This is a genomic window from Pseudomonas shiyinii (assembly GCF_056725765.1).
Map to the genome: position 1 here is coordinate 1,803,437 of NZ_CM161522.1, position 14,967 is coordinate 1,818,403.

Consider the following 14,967-nt stretch of genomic DNA (forward strand, 5'->3'; position numbering starts at 1 on the left):
GCAGGTGCCGATTCCGCCTGTGCCTGACAGTCATGTTGGTAGCAGGCCAATAGTGTGAGGGTGAGCTACTTGATGCCGATTACCTTGATGGTGACGATTGAGAGGTTGCCGGGGGGAATACCTCTGGGAGCGGCTCGTTCATCATCAGCTGTGTCTATAGGGATATGAATTTTAGCCGAGCCACCGAGCCCAAGCTGTTTGAGTATTGTTCGAAACGGTGGCGGTAAGCGTTTCACCTTGCTGTTCCTCGACTCCCGGCTAGCTAAAATCTCGCCTGTTCCGAGCTGTTCATCGAACTCGAACAAGATGTCGCTCTGATCAGTCACCGTAGGCGCCTTGCCTTTATCGAGAATTCGATAGATCACGCCTCCCGGCAATGCGAGCGCGCCTTTTTCCTTAGCGGCAGCTGATAGCAATGCCTGACGGTGCTTTTGAGCTCTGGCGCGATTCACCTCTTCTAACTGCAGGTCGATGCTGGAGAGCTCTGCGGAAACCTGATCCTTGGGCAACTGCATCTGGGCGTGTAAGTGGTCGTTGAATCCTTGGGTGAGCGCGAGAAGGTCCAATTTCTTCCCAACGGAGGCGAGTTGTTCGGTTTCGAGAGACGCTCTTTCCGCATAGCGCGCGCCCATTACATAGCTGGCACGAGCATCGTTCGATGTCTCATCACTCAAGACAAACTGTCTTGCCGCGTCAGCGGACGTGTGCTGCCCTTGAGCAGCCAATAGTGCTGCTTGGCGGTCCGCAAGCTGCAGATTCGCCGTTACCAACTGGGTAGCCCGCTGTTCCAAATCGGCCAGTGTGTCCATCAGGCCATTTCGCTGCTCAAGTGCATCGTCAAGCTGCTTGCGCAGGTCGACGATGCGAGCGTACTCCTTCTGCTGGGCAGGAGTGAAGTGTGCGTCCTCGTTAGAGGCAGCGACTGCATGATGCAGCAATGTTAGGCAAAAAATGGCGGCGCTTAAGTACTTTCCCATCGCTCATGTGAATCCTTGGCAGTTTCTAAGAGTAGAAAAGCTGCGTTGCTAGATTGAGCGCGGATGGCGTGCAACTTTTCCTGCTAGAGGCAAAAGTTTGCACTCGCCTGAGGTATTAGGTCATGGGTGTTGTGGACTGAAGAATAGGATGAATCCTATTTTCTAGGGTGTTGCAGGCAAAGGGCGTCGCGATACAAGGGACGCCCTCGGTCACTCAGGGCATGGACACCGTAACGAGATAATTGCCGGTGGTTATTGGTTTGCCAGCGCGGTCCACCAAGGTGTATTGCTGATCGAAGTAGCGGCTTTCGGTCGTTCGGCTGACGACTAACTTAGCCTGCACCGGTGTGAAGTCCGTTGAGCTGAGCGACAATTGGGATCGGACTTGCTGCACACTGACATCAATGTGACGGGAGGGAATGGGACAAGCCTCCATGCGCCAACCGGTGGAGTCGGACGAGGTTCTACAGGGCGACTCAACTACGTGACCGGTAAAGCGGATGACACCAGCCCCCACGCGTGTTTCTGCCTGGGTCAGCGGAAACGCGCTCAGCATTGCTATTGTGAGCACTACCGGAAACTTGCCGTTCATGACCAATCTCCTCGAGAAATTGCCTCGTCTTGAGTATCGACCGAATTTTCGGGTTCTTAAGAATTATCTTATTGCGGGGGCGATAAGTTTGCAGGTGCAAAGGCGATTGGCTGCATAGCTAGGCGATCTGTGCGTACAGCCTGCCCCAGCTAAAAGTAGTCATGAAGCGCTGCGAATCGATGTGCCCTCTAAACGGATCGGTTGAGAGCGTTTAGCGGCGAGCGCGTCTGTCCCGGCGTCCGCCGAGGTGGAATAAGGTTCGTCTGATGTGGGAGGGCGGCAGCTGCCTCTAGGGTTGTGGCGCATTTTAGAGTGTTCTTAAAGCGCTGAGCGATGACAGAGCGTGGGCCCGTTGGGGAGCAAAAGCAGCATGAGTCATGGTACTTCGTCTCTCGGCAAACTAGCCTTGGGTGTTGCAGCGATCCTGCTCGGTAAGGTGGAACTTGCCCAAGCGATATGTTTCGGAGACCCCACGCGCTTCATCTCCTATTCCGGACCCGAAAACCTCACAATACCGCGCGATGTGCCGGATGGGACCTTGCTCTACAGCGAGACGAAAACCCTCCCTAAGAGCAATTTTGAATGCACTACCCAAGAACTCTGGGGGTTGGATTTGGCCTCTGGGCGAGGTCCATCTCCCACGTCGAAGACCATAGATTTCCCCATCGGTGTTTCCGGACTGTCCTTCCGAATAAAGGTAGGGCTGGGAGGTGGTATGGGCTATCTCGCGTCTCTGGCCCCGCTCAAATGGGGCGATTACTATCTTCGAGACGAGATGATCCTAGAAATCTACAAGCGTGGTGCTCTTGCGCCTAGCGGAGTCGTTCGTGCCGGCGACCTGGGTGTTGTGAAATTCGGCTACCAGAACATCGCTAATATCGCGCTTGGCCTGAACATCAATGTAGTGGCCCTCTCCTGCGAGTCGCCGGATGTGAATGTGGCTATGGGCGACGACTACGAGCTAGTCGACTTCGGTGACCCAGGCTCCACCACCCGTGCGATACCTTTCAACATCAAGCTCAGTAACTGTCCTAGTGGAATTACCAAGGTCAATTACCAACTGCAGGCGCTCACACCCGTGATTGACGCTGCCCAAGGGGTCGTTGGGCTGAACGCAACATCGTCTGCCGTGGGCATTGGGCTGCAAATCAAGGATGCGAATGGCCAGCCTGTGCCTCTAAATACACCGCGCACCTTCACCGGCTACGACACCGCTGGTGGCAATTTCCTTATCCCGTTCACGGCCAGTTACTACCGCTTGGCCACTGAGTCACTTAGACCCGGCTCTGCCAATACCGAAGTCACTTTCATCATGAGTTACCTGTAGCTCCAAAAGCTCTATGCGAACGGGCGAGGCGTGTGCCAACGAGCGCGACGCTGTTTCCCCCGGAGCATCGTCATGCTTCAGGAGGCAGTGGATCGCATGCTGCTGAATGACTGCTCGCATCCAATAGGGGACACGGAGCCAACGAGCCCGCGCATGCGATGCGCTGTCGCGTTCGGCGCTGATAAGCGATGAAAGGCACACGTATTGAGACTTGTCTGATTGGGAGGGTGACCACTTTTCAATAGGCTTTAAACCCTTTTTCAGAGCGCTTTCAATCTGTTGCGCAACGAGGAGAAGCGACAGGCCTGTAGGAGGGTACAAGTAGCATGAGCCAGGGCAAATTACCCGGGGGCAAACTAGCCATTCGCATCTTCAGTGTCCTGGCGGTAGTGCTAGGGGGCGTTGATACAGCACAAGCCATATGTTTCGGGCACTCTACGCGCTACGTAACCTATGCCGTACCTGCCAATCTCACGATTCCGCCTAATGCACCGGATGGGACGCTGGTTTACAGCGAAACCCAGACCATTCCTCTCAGTGAATTCGAATGCACAAGCCAAGAACTGTGGGGGCTCGAATTAGCCCCCAGGCTTGGCCCAGCCCCGACGACGCCAGTAGAAGAGTTTCCCCTCGGCAAATCCGGTCTTTCGTTTCGAATAAAGACGGGCTTGCTGAGTGGCGGTTCCTATATCGGCTCACTGGCTCCACTCAAGGCGGGCAGTTACAAACTTGAAGGCGACATAATCCTGGAGATCTACAAGACTGGCCCGTTGACGGCTAATAAAGTCATCGGTGCAGGCGATTTAGGTCTTGTGAGATACGGCCCGAGAAGAATCGTGGATCTCGTGCTCGGTCGTGATATCAATATCGTAGTCGGCTCCTGCGAGACACCGGATGTAGCGGTGGCCATGGGCGACGACTACAAATTGTTCGACTTCGGCGGCCCAGGTTCTACCACTCGTGAAGTGCCCTTCAACCTCAAGCTGAACAACTGCCCCCAAGGACTCACCAAGGTCAATTACCAACTCCAGGCGCTTACCCCGGTCATCGACTCTGCTCAAGGTGTCGTCGGGCTTAATACGACATCGACTGCCCGAGGTATCGGCTTGCAGATCAAGGACGCAAACGGCGTGCCTGTACCTTTGAACACGCCGCGCAATTTCAGTGGCTACAACACCAGTGGCGGGAACTTCCTGATTCCCTTGATTGCTAATTATTATCGTCTCGGCACCGAGTCGCTTAAAGCTGGCTCCGCCAATACCGAGGTGACCTTCATCATGAGTTATCTATAGTTATCGGTCAGCACGCTAATGAGGTGACAGCATGTGCATTGCGTTCTCTCTCTTGGTTGCATTATCGCTAGCGCTGCTAGCAAAACTCTGCGTGCGGCTAGTAAATTTGCACAATGGCAAGAAGGATGAAAGCAAATTTTTATATCTTTTAGTGCTACCTTTGATCATGGTCGCGGTCCCTATTTTGTCTCACACATTGATGGAGTTCTTCGATTTCAACCACCTGGAATGGTGAGGGCTGCACATTCATCATGCTGTAGCGCTACTCAATCTTCCGGGGTCGAGCGCCTTGGGGCGGATATCGGGAAGGTCGCGTACGGCTTTTCTTCTACATGCGTAGGATGTTTCCGAAATGCTATATCCCCCCTCGGGTTGGTATTGAGGTGGGCTGAGCGGCCTCCTAGGCTTCATCTGGTTCGCCGTTTTTCACTGACGAGGGCTGGCCAGGCTACGGGCAGAGATCTGCGTAGGGTTGCGTAGGTCGGTTTGGTTGCCCTGGTTGGTGTTGAGCGGCGAACACCTGGGTTTTCAAGCGCCTCCGGCTGATGCTGGGGGCGTTTGTTCTTGTGGGGGTGAAGGTGTTTAGGTGGGGGCAGGCTGGAGAGAGCGGTGATCGGATTGTATCGCGGGGCCGCTTTGCGGCCCTTTCGCGGCACAAGGCCGCTCGTTTTCCGAGCAGTCGTTCTGCGGTTGAGTGCGACTGTCGAGGGAAAGGCGCGGATTTCTTGACGTTGAGTTGCTTGCTGTCCGTCCCCTTTAACCCAATCACGCCGGCGTACCGCCGCCAGCAGCTACAACCGCAGGCGGATGTGCTGGCAGCAAATCCATCACATCGCAAAACAACTGCCGATTCTGCCAGTCCGCCCGATCCCCGATCACATACAACCGCCGCTTGGCCCGCGTGGCCGCGACGTTCAGCAGGTTGGGCTCCGACACTGCCCAATTGCGTGCACCGCCGTTCTCGTTGTTGCCGCCTAGCACCAGGATGATCACCGCAGCTTCCTTGCCCTGCATGGTATGGATGGTGCCACTCACCATCTTGCGTGGCAGTCGCTCCTTGAGCTGGTTGCGTACGTCCTGGAACGGCGTGATGACGGCAATGTTGTCATCCGTTACTCCATCGCGCTCCAGCAGCGCGAGCAACTGCTCCAGAGCTTTGCCTTCTGCCGGCACCCAGTTGCCCGAGGCGCCGCCTGTGACATGCAGCCAACCGGTTGCGAGGCGGGCAGGGGGCTCTTTGTCTGGCGAGGGGGCAATGGTGCCGTAGACCATGGCGCCATCGTAGGCGATACGGTTGGCTAGGTCGAACATGGGCTTGTCGCAGCGACGGTGAACGACCAGCGGCAGGCCTACCCAGCATTTCTGCCCGTGGGGGCCGGCCAGGCGTCCCCAGGGGGTGGCCTGGTCGGCGAGGGTCTGGGCGGACTGGCGGTTGGGGAGCCAATGGGTATCCACCTGGTAGCGGGTACGCATGTGTTCGAGCACGGCGTCTGAGACGGTGACGATCGGCTTGAGTTGTAGCGGGTCGCCCACCAGCACCGCGCGGCGTGCACGCCACAAGGCGCCGACGACGGCTTGGGGGGTGGCCTGGCCGGCTTCGTCCACCAGCAGCCAGCCGATGTCGCTGCAGCCGAGGCTGCCGAACGAGCGGGCGAACGAGGCGAAGGTGCTGCTCAGCACCGGCACTACCAAGAACAGCGACGCCCAGACCGAGCGTATCAGGTTGCGGGAAACGCCCTTGTAACGGCCACCGGTGAGTACGCTGGTAATGAAGCTAAGGTTGGAGCCGAGGCGTGTGGCTTCCAGCTGGAAGAACGTGCGGTGCAGGGCGAGGGCTTCGATGAAGACCTTGGCCCGGGCTTGCCGCCAGCCTTGCAGGATCCAGGGTTCGCGCAGTTCGATCGTGTCGCTGCGGTCGATCGTACCTTGGTCCAGCCAGGCTTCCAGGTGCTTGGCCTTCCCGGCCAGGGCCAGGGCTCTGGTCTTGTCGATCTGCAGCTGCGCGTGGCGAACCGCTTCATTGATGTCCTGTTCATCCATGACCAACTGCCGTTGCAGTTCGTTGAGCTGCGCAACGAGGCGTTGTAGCGAGCGCTGGGCTGCTTCATAGGCGTCGTTGGCCAGGGTATGGCTACTGGCAAGCAGGCGATGTTGGCCGGCCCAGCTGCGATGCGCGCCCCAGAAGCTCAGGAGGTTGGCCAGCCAGCCGGGCTTCTTCGCCAGGTGGGCCTGCAGGGCCTGGAGCTGTAGCTGCAACGCTTCGCGAGCGGGAATGACGGTCTTCGTATCCAGCTCGACCTGTTCGGCTTCAAGCGCCTGCTGCTTGGCCAGGTGTTGCTGCCTCGCCTGTTCCTTTTGCACAACGGCGGCCTTGGCACGTTGCACGGCTTCGATGAGTCCGAGAAGAGGCATGAGTGGGGCCCGTAGCGCCTGTTCCTCACGCTTGGCTTCGTTGTACCTGGCAACAGCCTCGCGCCAACGACTGGCCTTTTCGGCGCTGCTCAATGTCTTGTTGACGGCCGCCTGCTGCATCAGCCAGCCGCGCAAGCCCTCAGGTTCCGTGGGGGCTGTCGGAACGTTAGCTTCGTTGTCCTCGACATCGGGGGCGCTGATGTACAGGTCGTCGTCGAGCGCCTGGGCCTCGGTATCGACAGCGGCGGCTTCCTTGGGTTTGCTTTCGGGTTTGGGCGGTCGCTTGCCATAGAAGAACCGCTCGACGAACTGGGTGCGTTTGGCCTTGCTGCCCAAGGCAGCGGAGACCATGCCCCAGGCGGGCTTGTCGCTGGTGAGTTCGCCCAGTTCGCTGAAATACTCGGCTCCCGGCAGCCATGAAGGGTCGACCTTGTCGCGCTGGGGGAGTTCGAGCGTGACGTTCTCGACCGCACCATTGTTGGCGGAGGCGACCACCATCTCGAAGCCGAACAGCTGTGGAACCAATGCGTAGGCAGCACGCTCGCGGCCGCCGTCGTTGGCGAGCTCGCGACCGTCCTTGACGAAGGCGTCGGAGGCTTTGCCGAACGTGGCCAGCACGTCGGCGCGCTGGGTCACCACGGCGGCGATCAGGTCGCGCAGGAGGGTGGTCTTGCCCGTTCCAGGTGGCCCGTTCACCCCAAGTACGCCGGGTTGCTCGGTAAGGGTCTCGAGAATGCTGTTGACCGCCAGTTGCTGCGAATGCACCAGGCCCAGGTGCCGCTCGGTGGGCCAGCAGCCCGGCGCGTAGCGCGAGGGTGCGAGACGGTCGATCAAGGCGGCCGATGCCTCGGGATGGTCAAGGTGCAGACGCTGGCTGGCGTCGTGCTGATCGAGGTAGCGTGCCAGCGGCTCGCTGGTCTCGCCACGCTGCAGGGCATCGGCAACGTCCGCGAGGTCGGCCAGCAGGAAGCTGTTGAGCGGGTCGTCTTCCTGTTCCGGTTTCTTGGGGTTGATGGGGGCGGAGCGGAAGCGGTGCTTGCGCGGGGCATCGCCGAAGAAGGTATCCAGGCCCAGGAATATACGTATCCAATTCGTCATCCGCTCGAGATCGTCGGGCGTGACCACGCCGCCCAGCAACATCTTGGCCTGGCCCCGTGCTTCGTCTTGGGCTTCATCGAACCCGCGGCTCCAGTCCTGGCCGTTGAGCGCGCAGCCCAGAAACCAGGCTTCGCTGGACAGCACCAGGCTGTCGGCGATCATCGTCCCTTCGGCGCTGAACTTGAGCGCATAGAGGCCGGAGACGCGTTCTTGAGGCTCCTTGTAGCCTTCGTCGGCACCGTAGAGCGCCTCCAACTGGCGCGCCACATCCACATTGCGGTACAGGTGTGCATAGAGCGTGTGGCTCCAAACCCGGTTCTTGGGCAGCGTCTGCCGAGCCAGGGCGTTCATCGGCATCCACGGCAGCATGCGGGCAGCGCTGGGGATGTCCTGGAAATAGGGCTGGTAATCGGAGTCGCGCTTCTTCAGCTTGGGAACGGCTTGCGGTTGCAGCAGCTCGACCGCGTGCCAGTAACGCACGATGCTTGGCGGGTTCATCTACGTCCTTGAAAACTTGTGGGGCTGGGTCCTTTGGGCAAGCCTATCAGGAAACTCAAGTGGTTTGCGGCTGGAGGAAAGGAAAGCGGCGGGCGGTAGCCTGGGCTAGGTACGTCCATCAGCGGTGTTGCGAAGATGTGTGAATGCTCACCTCAGCCATTTCTTCGCAAACATGTGATTTCTCCCCAACAGTCTGCGTCAAGAATGCCACCCCTTGCTGTCGTCTGGGGGACTGATACATAAGGCCTTCCATGCAAACGCTGTTGAACGAAATTCTCGACGAAGTGCGTCCCTTGATCGGCAAGGGCAAAGTGGCTGACTACATCCCCGCACTGGCCGATGTGCCGGCGAACCAGCTGGGCATCGCGGTCTATGGCAACGATGGCAGCTATTACTGCGCAGGCGACGCGCGGGTGCCGTTTTCGGTGCAGAGTATTTCCAAGGTGTTCAGCTTGGTTCAGGCGATTGGCCACTCGGGGGAGGCGATCTGGGAGCGGTTGGGTCATGAGCCCTCGGGCCAGCCGTTCAACTCACTGGTGCAGCTGGAGTTCGAGCGCGGGCGTCCGCGCAATCCCTTCATCAACGCGGGGGCACTGGTGATTTGCGATATCAACCAATCGCGCTTCGCGGCACCTACGTTGTCGATGCGCGATTTCGTACGGCGGTTGTCGGGCAACCCACACATCTCGATCGATACCCGTGTGGCTGAATCGGAGTATCAGTTCCGCGCACGCAACGCGGCCATGGCATATCTGATGCAGTCGTTCGGTAACTTCCATAACGAAGTCGAGGCGGTGCTGCGCAGTTATTTCAGCTATTGCGCGCTGCAGATGAATTGCCTGGATCTGGCCCGGGCATTCTGTTTCCTGGCCAACGATGGGTACTGCAAGCACAGCGGTAACCAGATCCTGACCCAACGCCAAACTCAGCAGGTGAATTCGATCATGGCCACCAGCGGGCTCTATGACGAAGCCGGCAACTTCGCTTATCGGGTAGGGTTGCCTGGCAAGAGTGGTGTAGGTGGGGGGATCGTGGCGATCGTACCGGGCCAGTTTACCGTTTGCGTGTGGTCGCCGGAGTTGAATGCTGCTGGCAACTCCCTTGCCGGGATGGCCGCGCTCGAGTTGCTCAGCTCACGGATTGGGTGGTCGGTGTTCTGATCATCCACGTGAACGCAATGCCGCCGCCAGGCCTACGGTCAGCACCACCGCCAACACAACCGCGAGGGCAAACGTCGCCGCGATCCCCAGCGTTTCAAGCAAACCCGCCACCGCCAGGTAGAACGCAATAACCCCCACCGCCCCGATGGCATTCCCGCGCACCATCGCTGCCATCCCTGCACGCCCGCCCTGCACATGGGCGAACACCACCAATGGCCAGGCAATCACCGGAATCGGCGCCAGCATGCCGCTGGCCGCTGGCCCCAGCCAACTGGCGAAGCCGGTGGTGACCATCAGCAGGGTAGTGGCGGCCACCATGCGCAGGGGGATTTCCCAGTAGCGGTGGCGAGGTTTGGCGAGGATGTCGGGTTTGGGCTCGTGGGCGGTGGCGCGGATCAACCAGGCGATCAGCGCCAGGGAGGCGGCAATCGACAGGTACAGGCTGCCCCAATGGGTGAAGGCGTAGGCGGCCAGGGCGTAGAACACCAGTGCCAGCAGTACGGCCAGGCCGATTTCGGCGCGTCGGGTGGCGTACAGGTAGCAGGTGTAGGTGGCCTGTACCGCGGCCAGGCCACCCAGGGCGCCGGGGACTGCGTTCAGGGTGAACGCGGTGCCTTGTTCCAGGCTCAGGAAAGTCATCACCAGCGCCGAGGTGATCGGCAGGCCTGAAAGCAGGCCGCCCAGCAGCCCGCCCCAGCGCCGGGAGGCGAGCGAGACGGCCCACATCAGCAGCGGTGTGACGATGAGTTTGAGGTAGAAGAGGGTCATTACGGTTGGGGGCCGTCCTTGGTTACCGATGGCCTCTATTGAGCTGGGCTGCTATCGGATTTGTCTTTCATGGTTTCGATAAGGTCGACGACGTAGTCCTGGTTGAAGCCTGCCACGAATGACCAGAACAGCAACTTCGCATAGGCCGCATGGTCTTCGGCATGCTGGCAGAAGATCGCCATGAAGGTTTGCAGGTTTTCTGGGTTGCAGTTGTCGTCCGGGTTGATTTGCGGGAACAGGTCTCCATCGACAATGCCAGAGATGAACAAGATATACAGCAGGCCGGCCAGAACGCCGCCAATGAGGGAGGGGAGCGTGACCGCGAACCAGGAGTGGGAAAGGTTTTGGATCTCCACGTCGCTAAGGCTGCCGAGGCGTCTGTGGAAGCCTACGTAGCCATCAATGTTGCCGGTGATGAACACAATCAAGGGCACGGTGTAGCCGTTGTTGTAGGTGGCGATAACCACCGACACCGCCAGCAGGAGCCCCAGAATGACGAACAATCGTTTCCACAGCGTGTTCAGCGCAGCTTGGCGGTTCATGGGCCTTCTCGTGTTTGTCGGGAACCCCCCTCACTGACTGACGATAGACCATTGGACAGGCACTGAGCGGTGCCCTAGGTACCTTTTTTAAACACCTTCGACTTGGCCTGTTTCATCTTCCGATGCCTGGCGGCACGCCGGCTTTCAAAAACGCTGAACGACAGCACGAAGAAGAGAATTGCCAGCACCACTAGCCCAATCAGAATCGCCATTATCGATTTCGCCCTTTCAGTTTTTTCTCGAGCATTGCATGTTCCTCGTCCAACTTTTTCTGCCGCTTCCTTTCCTGTCGGTCGGAAGCGAACTTGCCTGCCAATGTGCCACCCAGTGACACGGCGATAACGCCGGTCACCACCGCGAAGGCCTTGATGATCTTGTCAGCCGACATAGCCGTACGCCTGGTTCAATGCTTTGTAAAAGGCCTTTTCGACCGCGCCGTTATCGAAGGGCTCCCGTCCATGTGCCTGGATCAAAGTATTCCTGATCGCCTGGATCTGTTGGCCATGGGCCTTGAGGTCGGCATCGCCTGTGGCGAATGCGTACCGCAGTTTTTCCAGCTCGACGATCGCCTGCAGTTGGGCCTGGCCCGCGGCATCCAGGCGGATGGTCGTGGCGACAGCCTTTGCTGCGCGCTCGACCAGCGCGGGAGCGCAGTACTCGTCGGAGGACTCGAAGTGATATTCATTGCCGGGGGCACGTGCATGGTCGGTCAAGCGCATTGGCATTTCACCCAGTCATCGAAAGTAATGGATTCGTTTTCAAGCAACGCGAGCGACCGGTCGTAGCCCTGGACGATCTCGCGGTGCTGGCGGTTGCAGATCAACACGACCTTGCCGGCGTTCCACAGGAACGGGCCGGCAATCAGGTAGTTGAGTTTTCCCGTACGCCCGGCCGTGCCGGAGGCCAGCAGCATCATCTGGATGACCACGGCGGTGCCATAGGCAATGGTGCTCATCTGCGCAAGGTGCAGCGCCTTCTCATCATCACTGGCGCAAACCTGGTAGAAGGCGATGCCATGGTGTCCTTTCAACAGCATCTTGATGATGGCGTACGAGGCGATGTCTGCGGCGTTGATGGTTCCGTACTCTTTACCCAGCGCATCCATCAACGGGTTTTCAGCGCTGTAGCCAGAGACCTTGGTTTCATCCATCACCCATTGGGTGAACAGCGAGCTGAAGGGCAGAGGAAGCCCATCGGTGGTGGGAAGATCGCTCAGGTAATGGGTCAGGATGTGCAGGATGGCCTTGACATGCCCGCCAATGAAACCTGCATCGGGAAAGCCAAGCTGCATCTGCTCCAGGATCAGGCTGTAGAGCGTTCTGCCGCCGACCGAGGCGCCGCCGATCGTGTAGTCCTCGGGTAGCTTCTGCCATAGGTTGAAGTCGTGCCCGAAGATATAACGATGCTTGGCACCGGTCCTGTAGTCGATGGGGCTGGGCCCGCTTCCCGCTTTGTAGGGCTCATGCAGCCGCTTGAAGAACGCCTCGAGGGCCTCGCCATTGCTGTTGGTGAAATGAGCAAGGAGTACGCCGATGATGCCCATCCCGACAGCGGTACCCATCTGCGTTTTCGTCAGTGCAGGGTAGGAGGTATCGATTTCGAGCTGCTCGAGCAGGCCCTCGAACGTGATTGGGCCGACCACCGCGGCGGCTCTTTCGGACAACGTCAGTGGCTCAAGGGCAGGCGAGGGATCGACCGTGCCTGTTTGCAGGGCGCTGAGGTAGGTGACTTCGGTTGCCTTTTCATTCCAGTAGGCATCGTCGGAGGAGGTGCTGAGGTAGGACCTCAATCCCCTGAGCAGCGTACGCATGTGGTTTCCCTGCCAATCAAATGCCTGTGTCAATGGAAAGAGCGTATCAGGGGTGATGCCTTAATGCCATTATCTCTGGCTGGGCGTGTCAGTGATCGGGCGGTGGCCTCATTCCCGCAACAACGCGATCACCGCTGCCTGGCTTTTCTTCTGCGGCGTACAGGCGATGGTCTCGAAACGGTACCCCAATGCCTCGTCGGGAATGGCAATGGCCGCCGTGTCGTTGGATAGCGGCGCCACCGTAACGCCCTCAAGGTCCGAAAGGCCACAGTACGATGCCGGCAGGTTGAACGTGGCAAACGCGATCGCCTGGCGTGCCCAGGTTTCGTAGTTCTTGCGGGTGAACAGCTCTTCCATCATCGGGCCGAAGATGAACACGCACATGAACATGGCGACGATGGCGGTCATGTCCGGCTTGACGTCGTATTTGCGTTTCTCCTTCATGCTGAAGTAGTCACGGACCATGCTGCGCAGCATCAGGAAGCCAGAGAGGAACATCACCGAGAAGCTCAACAGCAGCGTCAGGCCCGCGAACCACAGGGCAGGGTTCATGGCGGCACTCAACAATACCTGGGCGTTGGGCAGATCGCGGGCGGGCAGGTGGGTCAGCTCGGCGATCAGTTGGTCGGTATAGACTTTCGAAAGCGTCGCCACCGCCACCGCCGCAACTGCCAGCACAGGCTTCCACGGTAGTTTCTCCTGTAGCCACTTGATCCGAGGTTCGAAATAACAGCGCAGGTACCACAGCCCGGACACGCCGGTAAGCAGCAGAAGGGTAAGCCCTATCGGCTGGTCAATGGCCAGGCCACTCATTTTCAACCCGGCGACGGCGTACAGCAGCAGCGTGCAGACGAAGAACAGCAGCATCGAATAATGCAGGCGCGTCCAGCCCAGGACAATCAGGTAGTTGCGGTAATACCAGACCCGCTTGCGAGGTGATTGGCGGACGTTGGCCACGTAGCCTTTCAACGCGGGCGCGAATACGAAGACGAGAAGCAGTAGAAAGAACTCGGACATAGCTGTTCCTTTTTGAAACCCGTGACAGCAGTGGCATTCATTTGCCGTTGAGGCTGATTGTGCCCGGCGGGTGGAAAGGATTCACCCCGGGTTGGTGGATTTCGGATGCGTCCGACAAGACTTTTTAGCCGGCAGTGAAACCTGTGGGAACGGGCTTGCCCCGCGATCAAGGGCGTAGCCCTTGCCATGCAGCCGCGATGGCAGGTTAGGCCAATCGCGGGGCAAGCCCGCTCTCACAAGGTCTGTGCTATCCATCTGTGCTCTGCATGACAGCGCCCAGGAGCTGGTCGCAGAAGGCTCAGCCCAGCGAGGCCACGCTATTGAGCAATGTCTTCACCAACTGCGCCTGCCGCGTGGCGCCGGTCTTGGCGAACACCCCGCGCAAGTGCGCCCGTACGGTATTGCGCGACACGTTCAGCGCTTCGGCCGTCTCGTCCAGGGTCTGCCCATCCATCACCAGCATCGCCACCTCCGTCTCGGTGGGCGTCAGCTGGAACAGGCTGCGCAGCAGGTGGCGCGAGGCTTGGGGCGAGTCCGCGGGGTCGCGGATGAACAGCGCCACCGCTGGCCGTCGTGCGCCTTTGCGGGCTTGGTAGTTCAGGGGGATGGGGCGTAGCAGCAGGTTCAGCGGCATTTCCCCGCTCGGGCGGGACAAGGTGAGCACTTCCAGCTCGTCCAGCCCGCGTTGGCGGTGCCTCAGGATGGTCTGGATGGCCTGCTGCAACGCGCGGTTCTCATGGTTGACGAAGGCGCACAGCTTCTCCTGCTTGCACACCAGCCCATCGCCACTGGCGAACAGGCGCTGTGCCGCGCTGTTGCAGCGCAGGGTTCGGCCGTTCTCGTCGAGGATCACCGTACCGACCATCAGCCGGTCGATGGTCGCGGCGTACAGCTGGCGTTCGGAGTCGAGCTGGTCGACCGCCGAATGCAGGTCCACAGCTTGTTGCAGGTGCGGCAGCAGCAGGCGGACCAGGGCGATTTCGTCGGCCTCGAAGTCGTGGCTGGTATGGCCGCGGCTGGCGAACAGGGCGCAGTGCATGCCGGCGGTGGTGACCATGTTGGCCACCAGCACATGGCGCAGGTCCAGCGGTTGCAGGTAGTTGCGGTAGAAGTCGTGGGCCAGCCAGGGCTCGGTGCCGAGCATCTGGTCGGCGGTGGCCACCTTGTCGGCGGGCCATTCGAGGAACGGGCAGATCGAATAGTAGTACTCGCTGTAGGACGGCTCGCCGGGCAGCAGCGCGCCGTGTACCGAGGCGTTGACGATCAGGCCGGGGCGTTCGTGTTCCGGGTTGCGCAGTACCAGGGTGATGAAGCTCGCGTCCAGGCGTTGGCGCAGCTGCTCCAGGAAGCTGGCCCAAGGTGTGGTTTCCAGCGGGCCCTGGTAGGCCAGGGCGAGCAGGGCGCTGAGGGCTTCGGTGGCGATGGGGGCCGGGTGGTGGGCGGTCATGCTGCGCCTCGTGGATGAGAGGGTGGG

General features: G+C 59.5%; 13 protein-coding genes. 3 read left to right on the forward strand and 10 right to left on the reverse strand.

The window, feature by feature from the left end:
- Positions 1 to 65: 65 nt before the first annotated feature.
- Both ACXHGZ_RS08415 and ACXHGZ_RS08420 read right to left on the reverse strand, forming a co-directional pair.
- Positions 66 to 977, reverse strand: coding sequence for an FKBP-type peptidyl-prolyl cis-trans isomerase (locus tag ACXHGZ_RS08415; RefSeq protein WP_480463286.1), 912 nt, complete (start codon positions 975 to 977; stop codon positions 66 to 68).
- Between the two features lie 214 nt (positions 978 to 1,191).
- Positions 1,192 to 1,569 carry a type 1 fimbrial protein gene (locus ACXHGZ_RS08420; protein WP_480463287.1) on the reverse strand — a complete coding sequence of 126 codons (378 nt, stop codon included), beginning with the start codon at positions 1,567 to 1,569 and terminating at the stop codon, positions 1,192 to 1,194.
- Positions 1,570 to 1,939: 370 nt separating this feature from the next.
- Between ACXHGZ_RS08420 and ACXHGZ_RS08425 the strand changes: the two genes are divergently transcribed.
- Positions 1,940 to 2,896 carry a fimbrial protein gene (locus tag ACXHGZ_RS08425; RefSeq protein ID WP_480463289.1) on the forward strand — a complete coding sequence of 319 codons (957 nt, stop codon included), beginning with the start codon at positions 1,940 to 1,942 and terminating at the stop codon, positions 2,894 to 2,896.
- A gap of 326 nt (positions 2,897 to 3,222) precedes the next feature.
- Positions 3,223 to 4,188, forward strand: coding sequence for a fimbrial protein (locus tag ACXHGZ_RS08430; RefSeq protein WP_480463291.1), 966 nt, complete (start codon positions 3,223 to 3,225; stop codon positions 4,186 to 4,188).
- A 765-nt stretch (positions 4,189 to 4,953) separates the two neighbouring features.
- Here ACXHGZ_RS08430 and ACXHGZ_RS08435 read toward each other — a convergent pair.
- On the reverse strand, positions 4,954 to 8,196 hold the full coding sequence (locus ACXHGZ_RS08435) for a DEAD/DEAH box helicase (RefSeq protein WP_480463293.1): 3,243 nt from the start codon (positions 8,194 to 8,196) through the stop codon (positions 4,954 to 4,956).
- A 251-nt stretch (positions 8,197 to 8,447) separates the two neighbouring features.
- Here ACXHGZ_RS08435 and glsB point away from each other — a divergent pair, with 251 nt between their 5' ends.
- Positions 8,448 to 9,356, forward strand: coding sequence for a glutaminase B (gene glsB, locus ACXHGZ_RS08440; protein WP_084855582.1), 909 nt, complete (start codon positions 8,448 to 8,450; stop codon positions 9,354 to 9,356).
- On the opposite strand, the gene ACXHGZ_RS08445 is transcribed toward glsB, so the two are convergent.
- From ACXHGZ_RS08445 to ACXHGZ_RS08475, 7 genes are all read right to left on the reverse strand, one after another.
- Positions 9,357 to 10,124, reverse strand: a complete 768-nt coding sequence (locus ACXHGZ_RS08445) for a hypothetical protein (protein ID WP_480463295.1) — start codon at positions 10,122 to 10,124, stop codon at positions 9,357 to 9,359.
- Positions 10,125 to 10,159: 35 nt separating this feature from the next.
- Positions 10,160 to 10,666 carry a hypothetical protein gene (locus ACXHGZ_RS08450; protein WP_480463296.1) on the reverse strand — a complete coding sequence of 169 codons (507 nt, stop codon included), beginning with the start codon at positions 10,664 to 10,666 and terminating at the stop codon, positions 10,160 to 10,162.
- Between the two features lie 211 nt (positions 10,667 to 10,877).
- The gene (locus tag ACXHGZ_RS08455; protein ID WP_480463297.1) at positions 10,878 to 11,054 is read right to left on the reverse strand and encodes a hypothetical protein; all 177 of its coding nucleotides are present in this window, start codon (positions 11,052 to 11,054) and stop codon (positions 10,878 to 10,880) included.
- A complete protein-coding gene (locus ACXHGZ_RS08460) occupies positions 11,044 to 11,385 on the reverse strand; it encodes a hypothetical protein (RefSeq protein WP_480463298.1) in 342 nt (113 codons plus the stop codon). The genes ACXHGZ_RS08455 and ACXHGZ_RS08460 overlap by 11 nt, the downstream gene beginning before the upstream one ends.
- Positions 11,376 to 12,476 carry a hypothetical protein gene (locus tag ACXHGZ_RS08465; protein WP_480463300.1) on the reverse strand — a complete coding sequence of 367 codons (1,101 nt, stop codon included), beginning with the start codon at positions 12,474 to 12,476 and terminating at the stop codon, positions 11,376 to 11,378. The genes ACXHGZ_RS08460 and ACXHGZ_RS08465 overlap by 10 nt, the downstream gene beginning before the upstream one ends.
- Before the next feature lie 108 nt (positions 12,477 to 12,584).
- Positions 12,585 to 13,493, reverse strand: coding sequence for a hypothetical protein (locus ACXHGZ_RS08470; RefSeq protein WP_480463301.1), 909 nt, complete (start codon positions 13,491 to 13,493; stop codon positions 12,585 to 12,587).
- A gap of 298 nt (positions 13,494 to 13,791) precedes the next feature.
- Positions 13,792 to 14,940, reverse strand: a complete 1,149-nt coding sequence (locus ACXHGZ_RS08475) for a helix-turn-helix transcriptional regulator (RefSeq protein ID WP_480463303.1) — start codon at positions 14,938 to 14,940, stop codon at positions 13,792 to 13,794.
- Positions 14,941 to 14,967: the final 27 nt, after the last annotated feature.

What these genes read in the sequence shown, in the direction of transcription:
- ACXHGZ_RS08415 (WP_480463286.1), bottom strand. Translation starts at nt 977, where the DNA reads ATGGGAAAGTACTTAAGCGCCGCCATTTTTTGCCTAACATTGCTGCAT.
- ACXHGZ_RS08420 (WP_480463287.1), bottom strand. Translation starts at nt 1,569, where the DNA reads ATGAACGGCAAGTTTCCGGTAGTGCTCACAATAGCAATGCTGAGCGCG.
- ACXHGZ_RS08425 (WP_480463289.1), top strand. Translation starts at nt 1,940, where the DNA reads ATGAGTCATGGTACTTCGTCTCTCGGCAAACTAGCCTTGGGTGTTGCA.
- ACXHGZ_RS08430 (WP_480463291.1), top strand. Translation starts at nt 3,223, where the DNA reads ATGAGCCAGGGCAAATTACCCGGGGGCAAACTAGCCATTCGCATCTTC.
- ACXHGZ_RS08435 (WP_480463293.1), bottom strand. Translation starts at nt 8,196, where the DNA reads ATGAACCCGCCAAGCATCGTGCGTTACTGGCACGCGGTCGAGCTGCTG.
- glsB (WP_084855582.1), top strand. Translation starts at nt 8,448, where the DNA reads ATGCAAACGCTGTTGAACGAAATTCTCGACGAAGTGCGTCCCTTGATC.
- ACXHGZ_RS08445 (WP_480463295.1), bottom strand. Translation starts at nt 10,124, where the DNA reads ATGACCCTCTTCTACCTCAAACTCATCGTCACACCGCTGCTGATGTGG.
- ACXHGZ_RS08450 (WP_480463296.1), bottom strand. Translation starts at nt 10,666, where the DNA reads ATGAACCGCCAAGCTGCGCTGAACACGCTGTGGAAACGATTGTTCGTC.
- ACXHGZ_RS08455 (WP_480463297.1), bottom strand. Translation starts at nt 11,054, where the DNA reads ATGTCGGCTGACAAGATCATCAAGGCCTTCGCGGTGGTGACCGGCGTT.
- ACXHGZ_RS08460 (WP_480463298.1), bottom strand. Translation starts at nt 11,385, where the DNA reads ATGCGCTTGACCGACCATGCACGTGCCCCCGGCAATGAATATCACTTC.
- ACXHGZ_RS08465 (WP_480463300.1), bottom strand. Translation starts at nt 12,476, where the DNA reads ATGCGTACGCTGCTCAGGGGATTGAGGTCCTACCTCAGCACCTCCTCC.
- ACXHGZ_RS08470 (WP_480463301.1), bottom strand. Translation starts at nt 13,493, where the DNA reads ATGTCCGAGTTCTTTCTACTGCTTCTCGTCTTCGTATTCGCGCCCGCG.
- ACXHGZ_RS08475 (WP_480463303.1), bottom strand. Translation starts at nt 14,940, where the DNA reads ATGACCGCCCACCACCCGGCCCCCATCGCCACCGAAGCCCTCAGCGCC.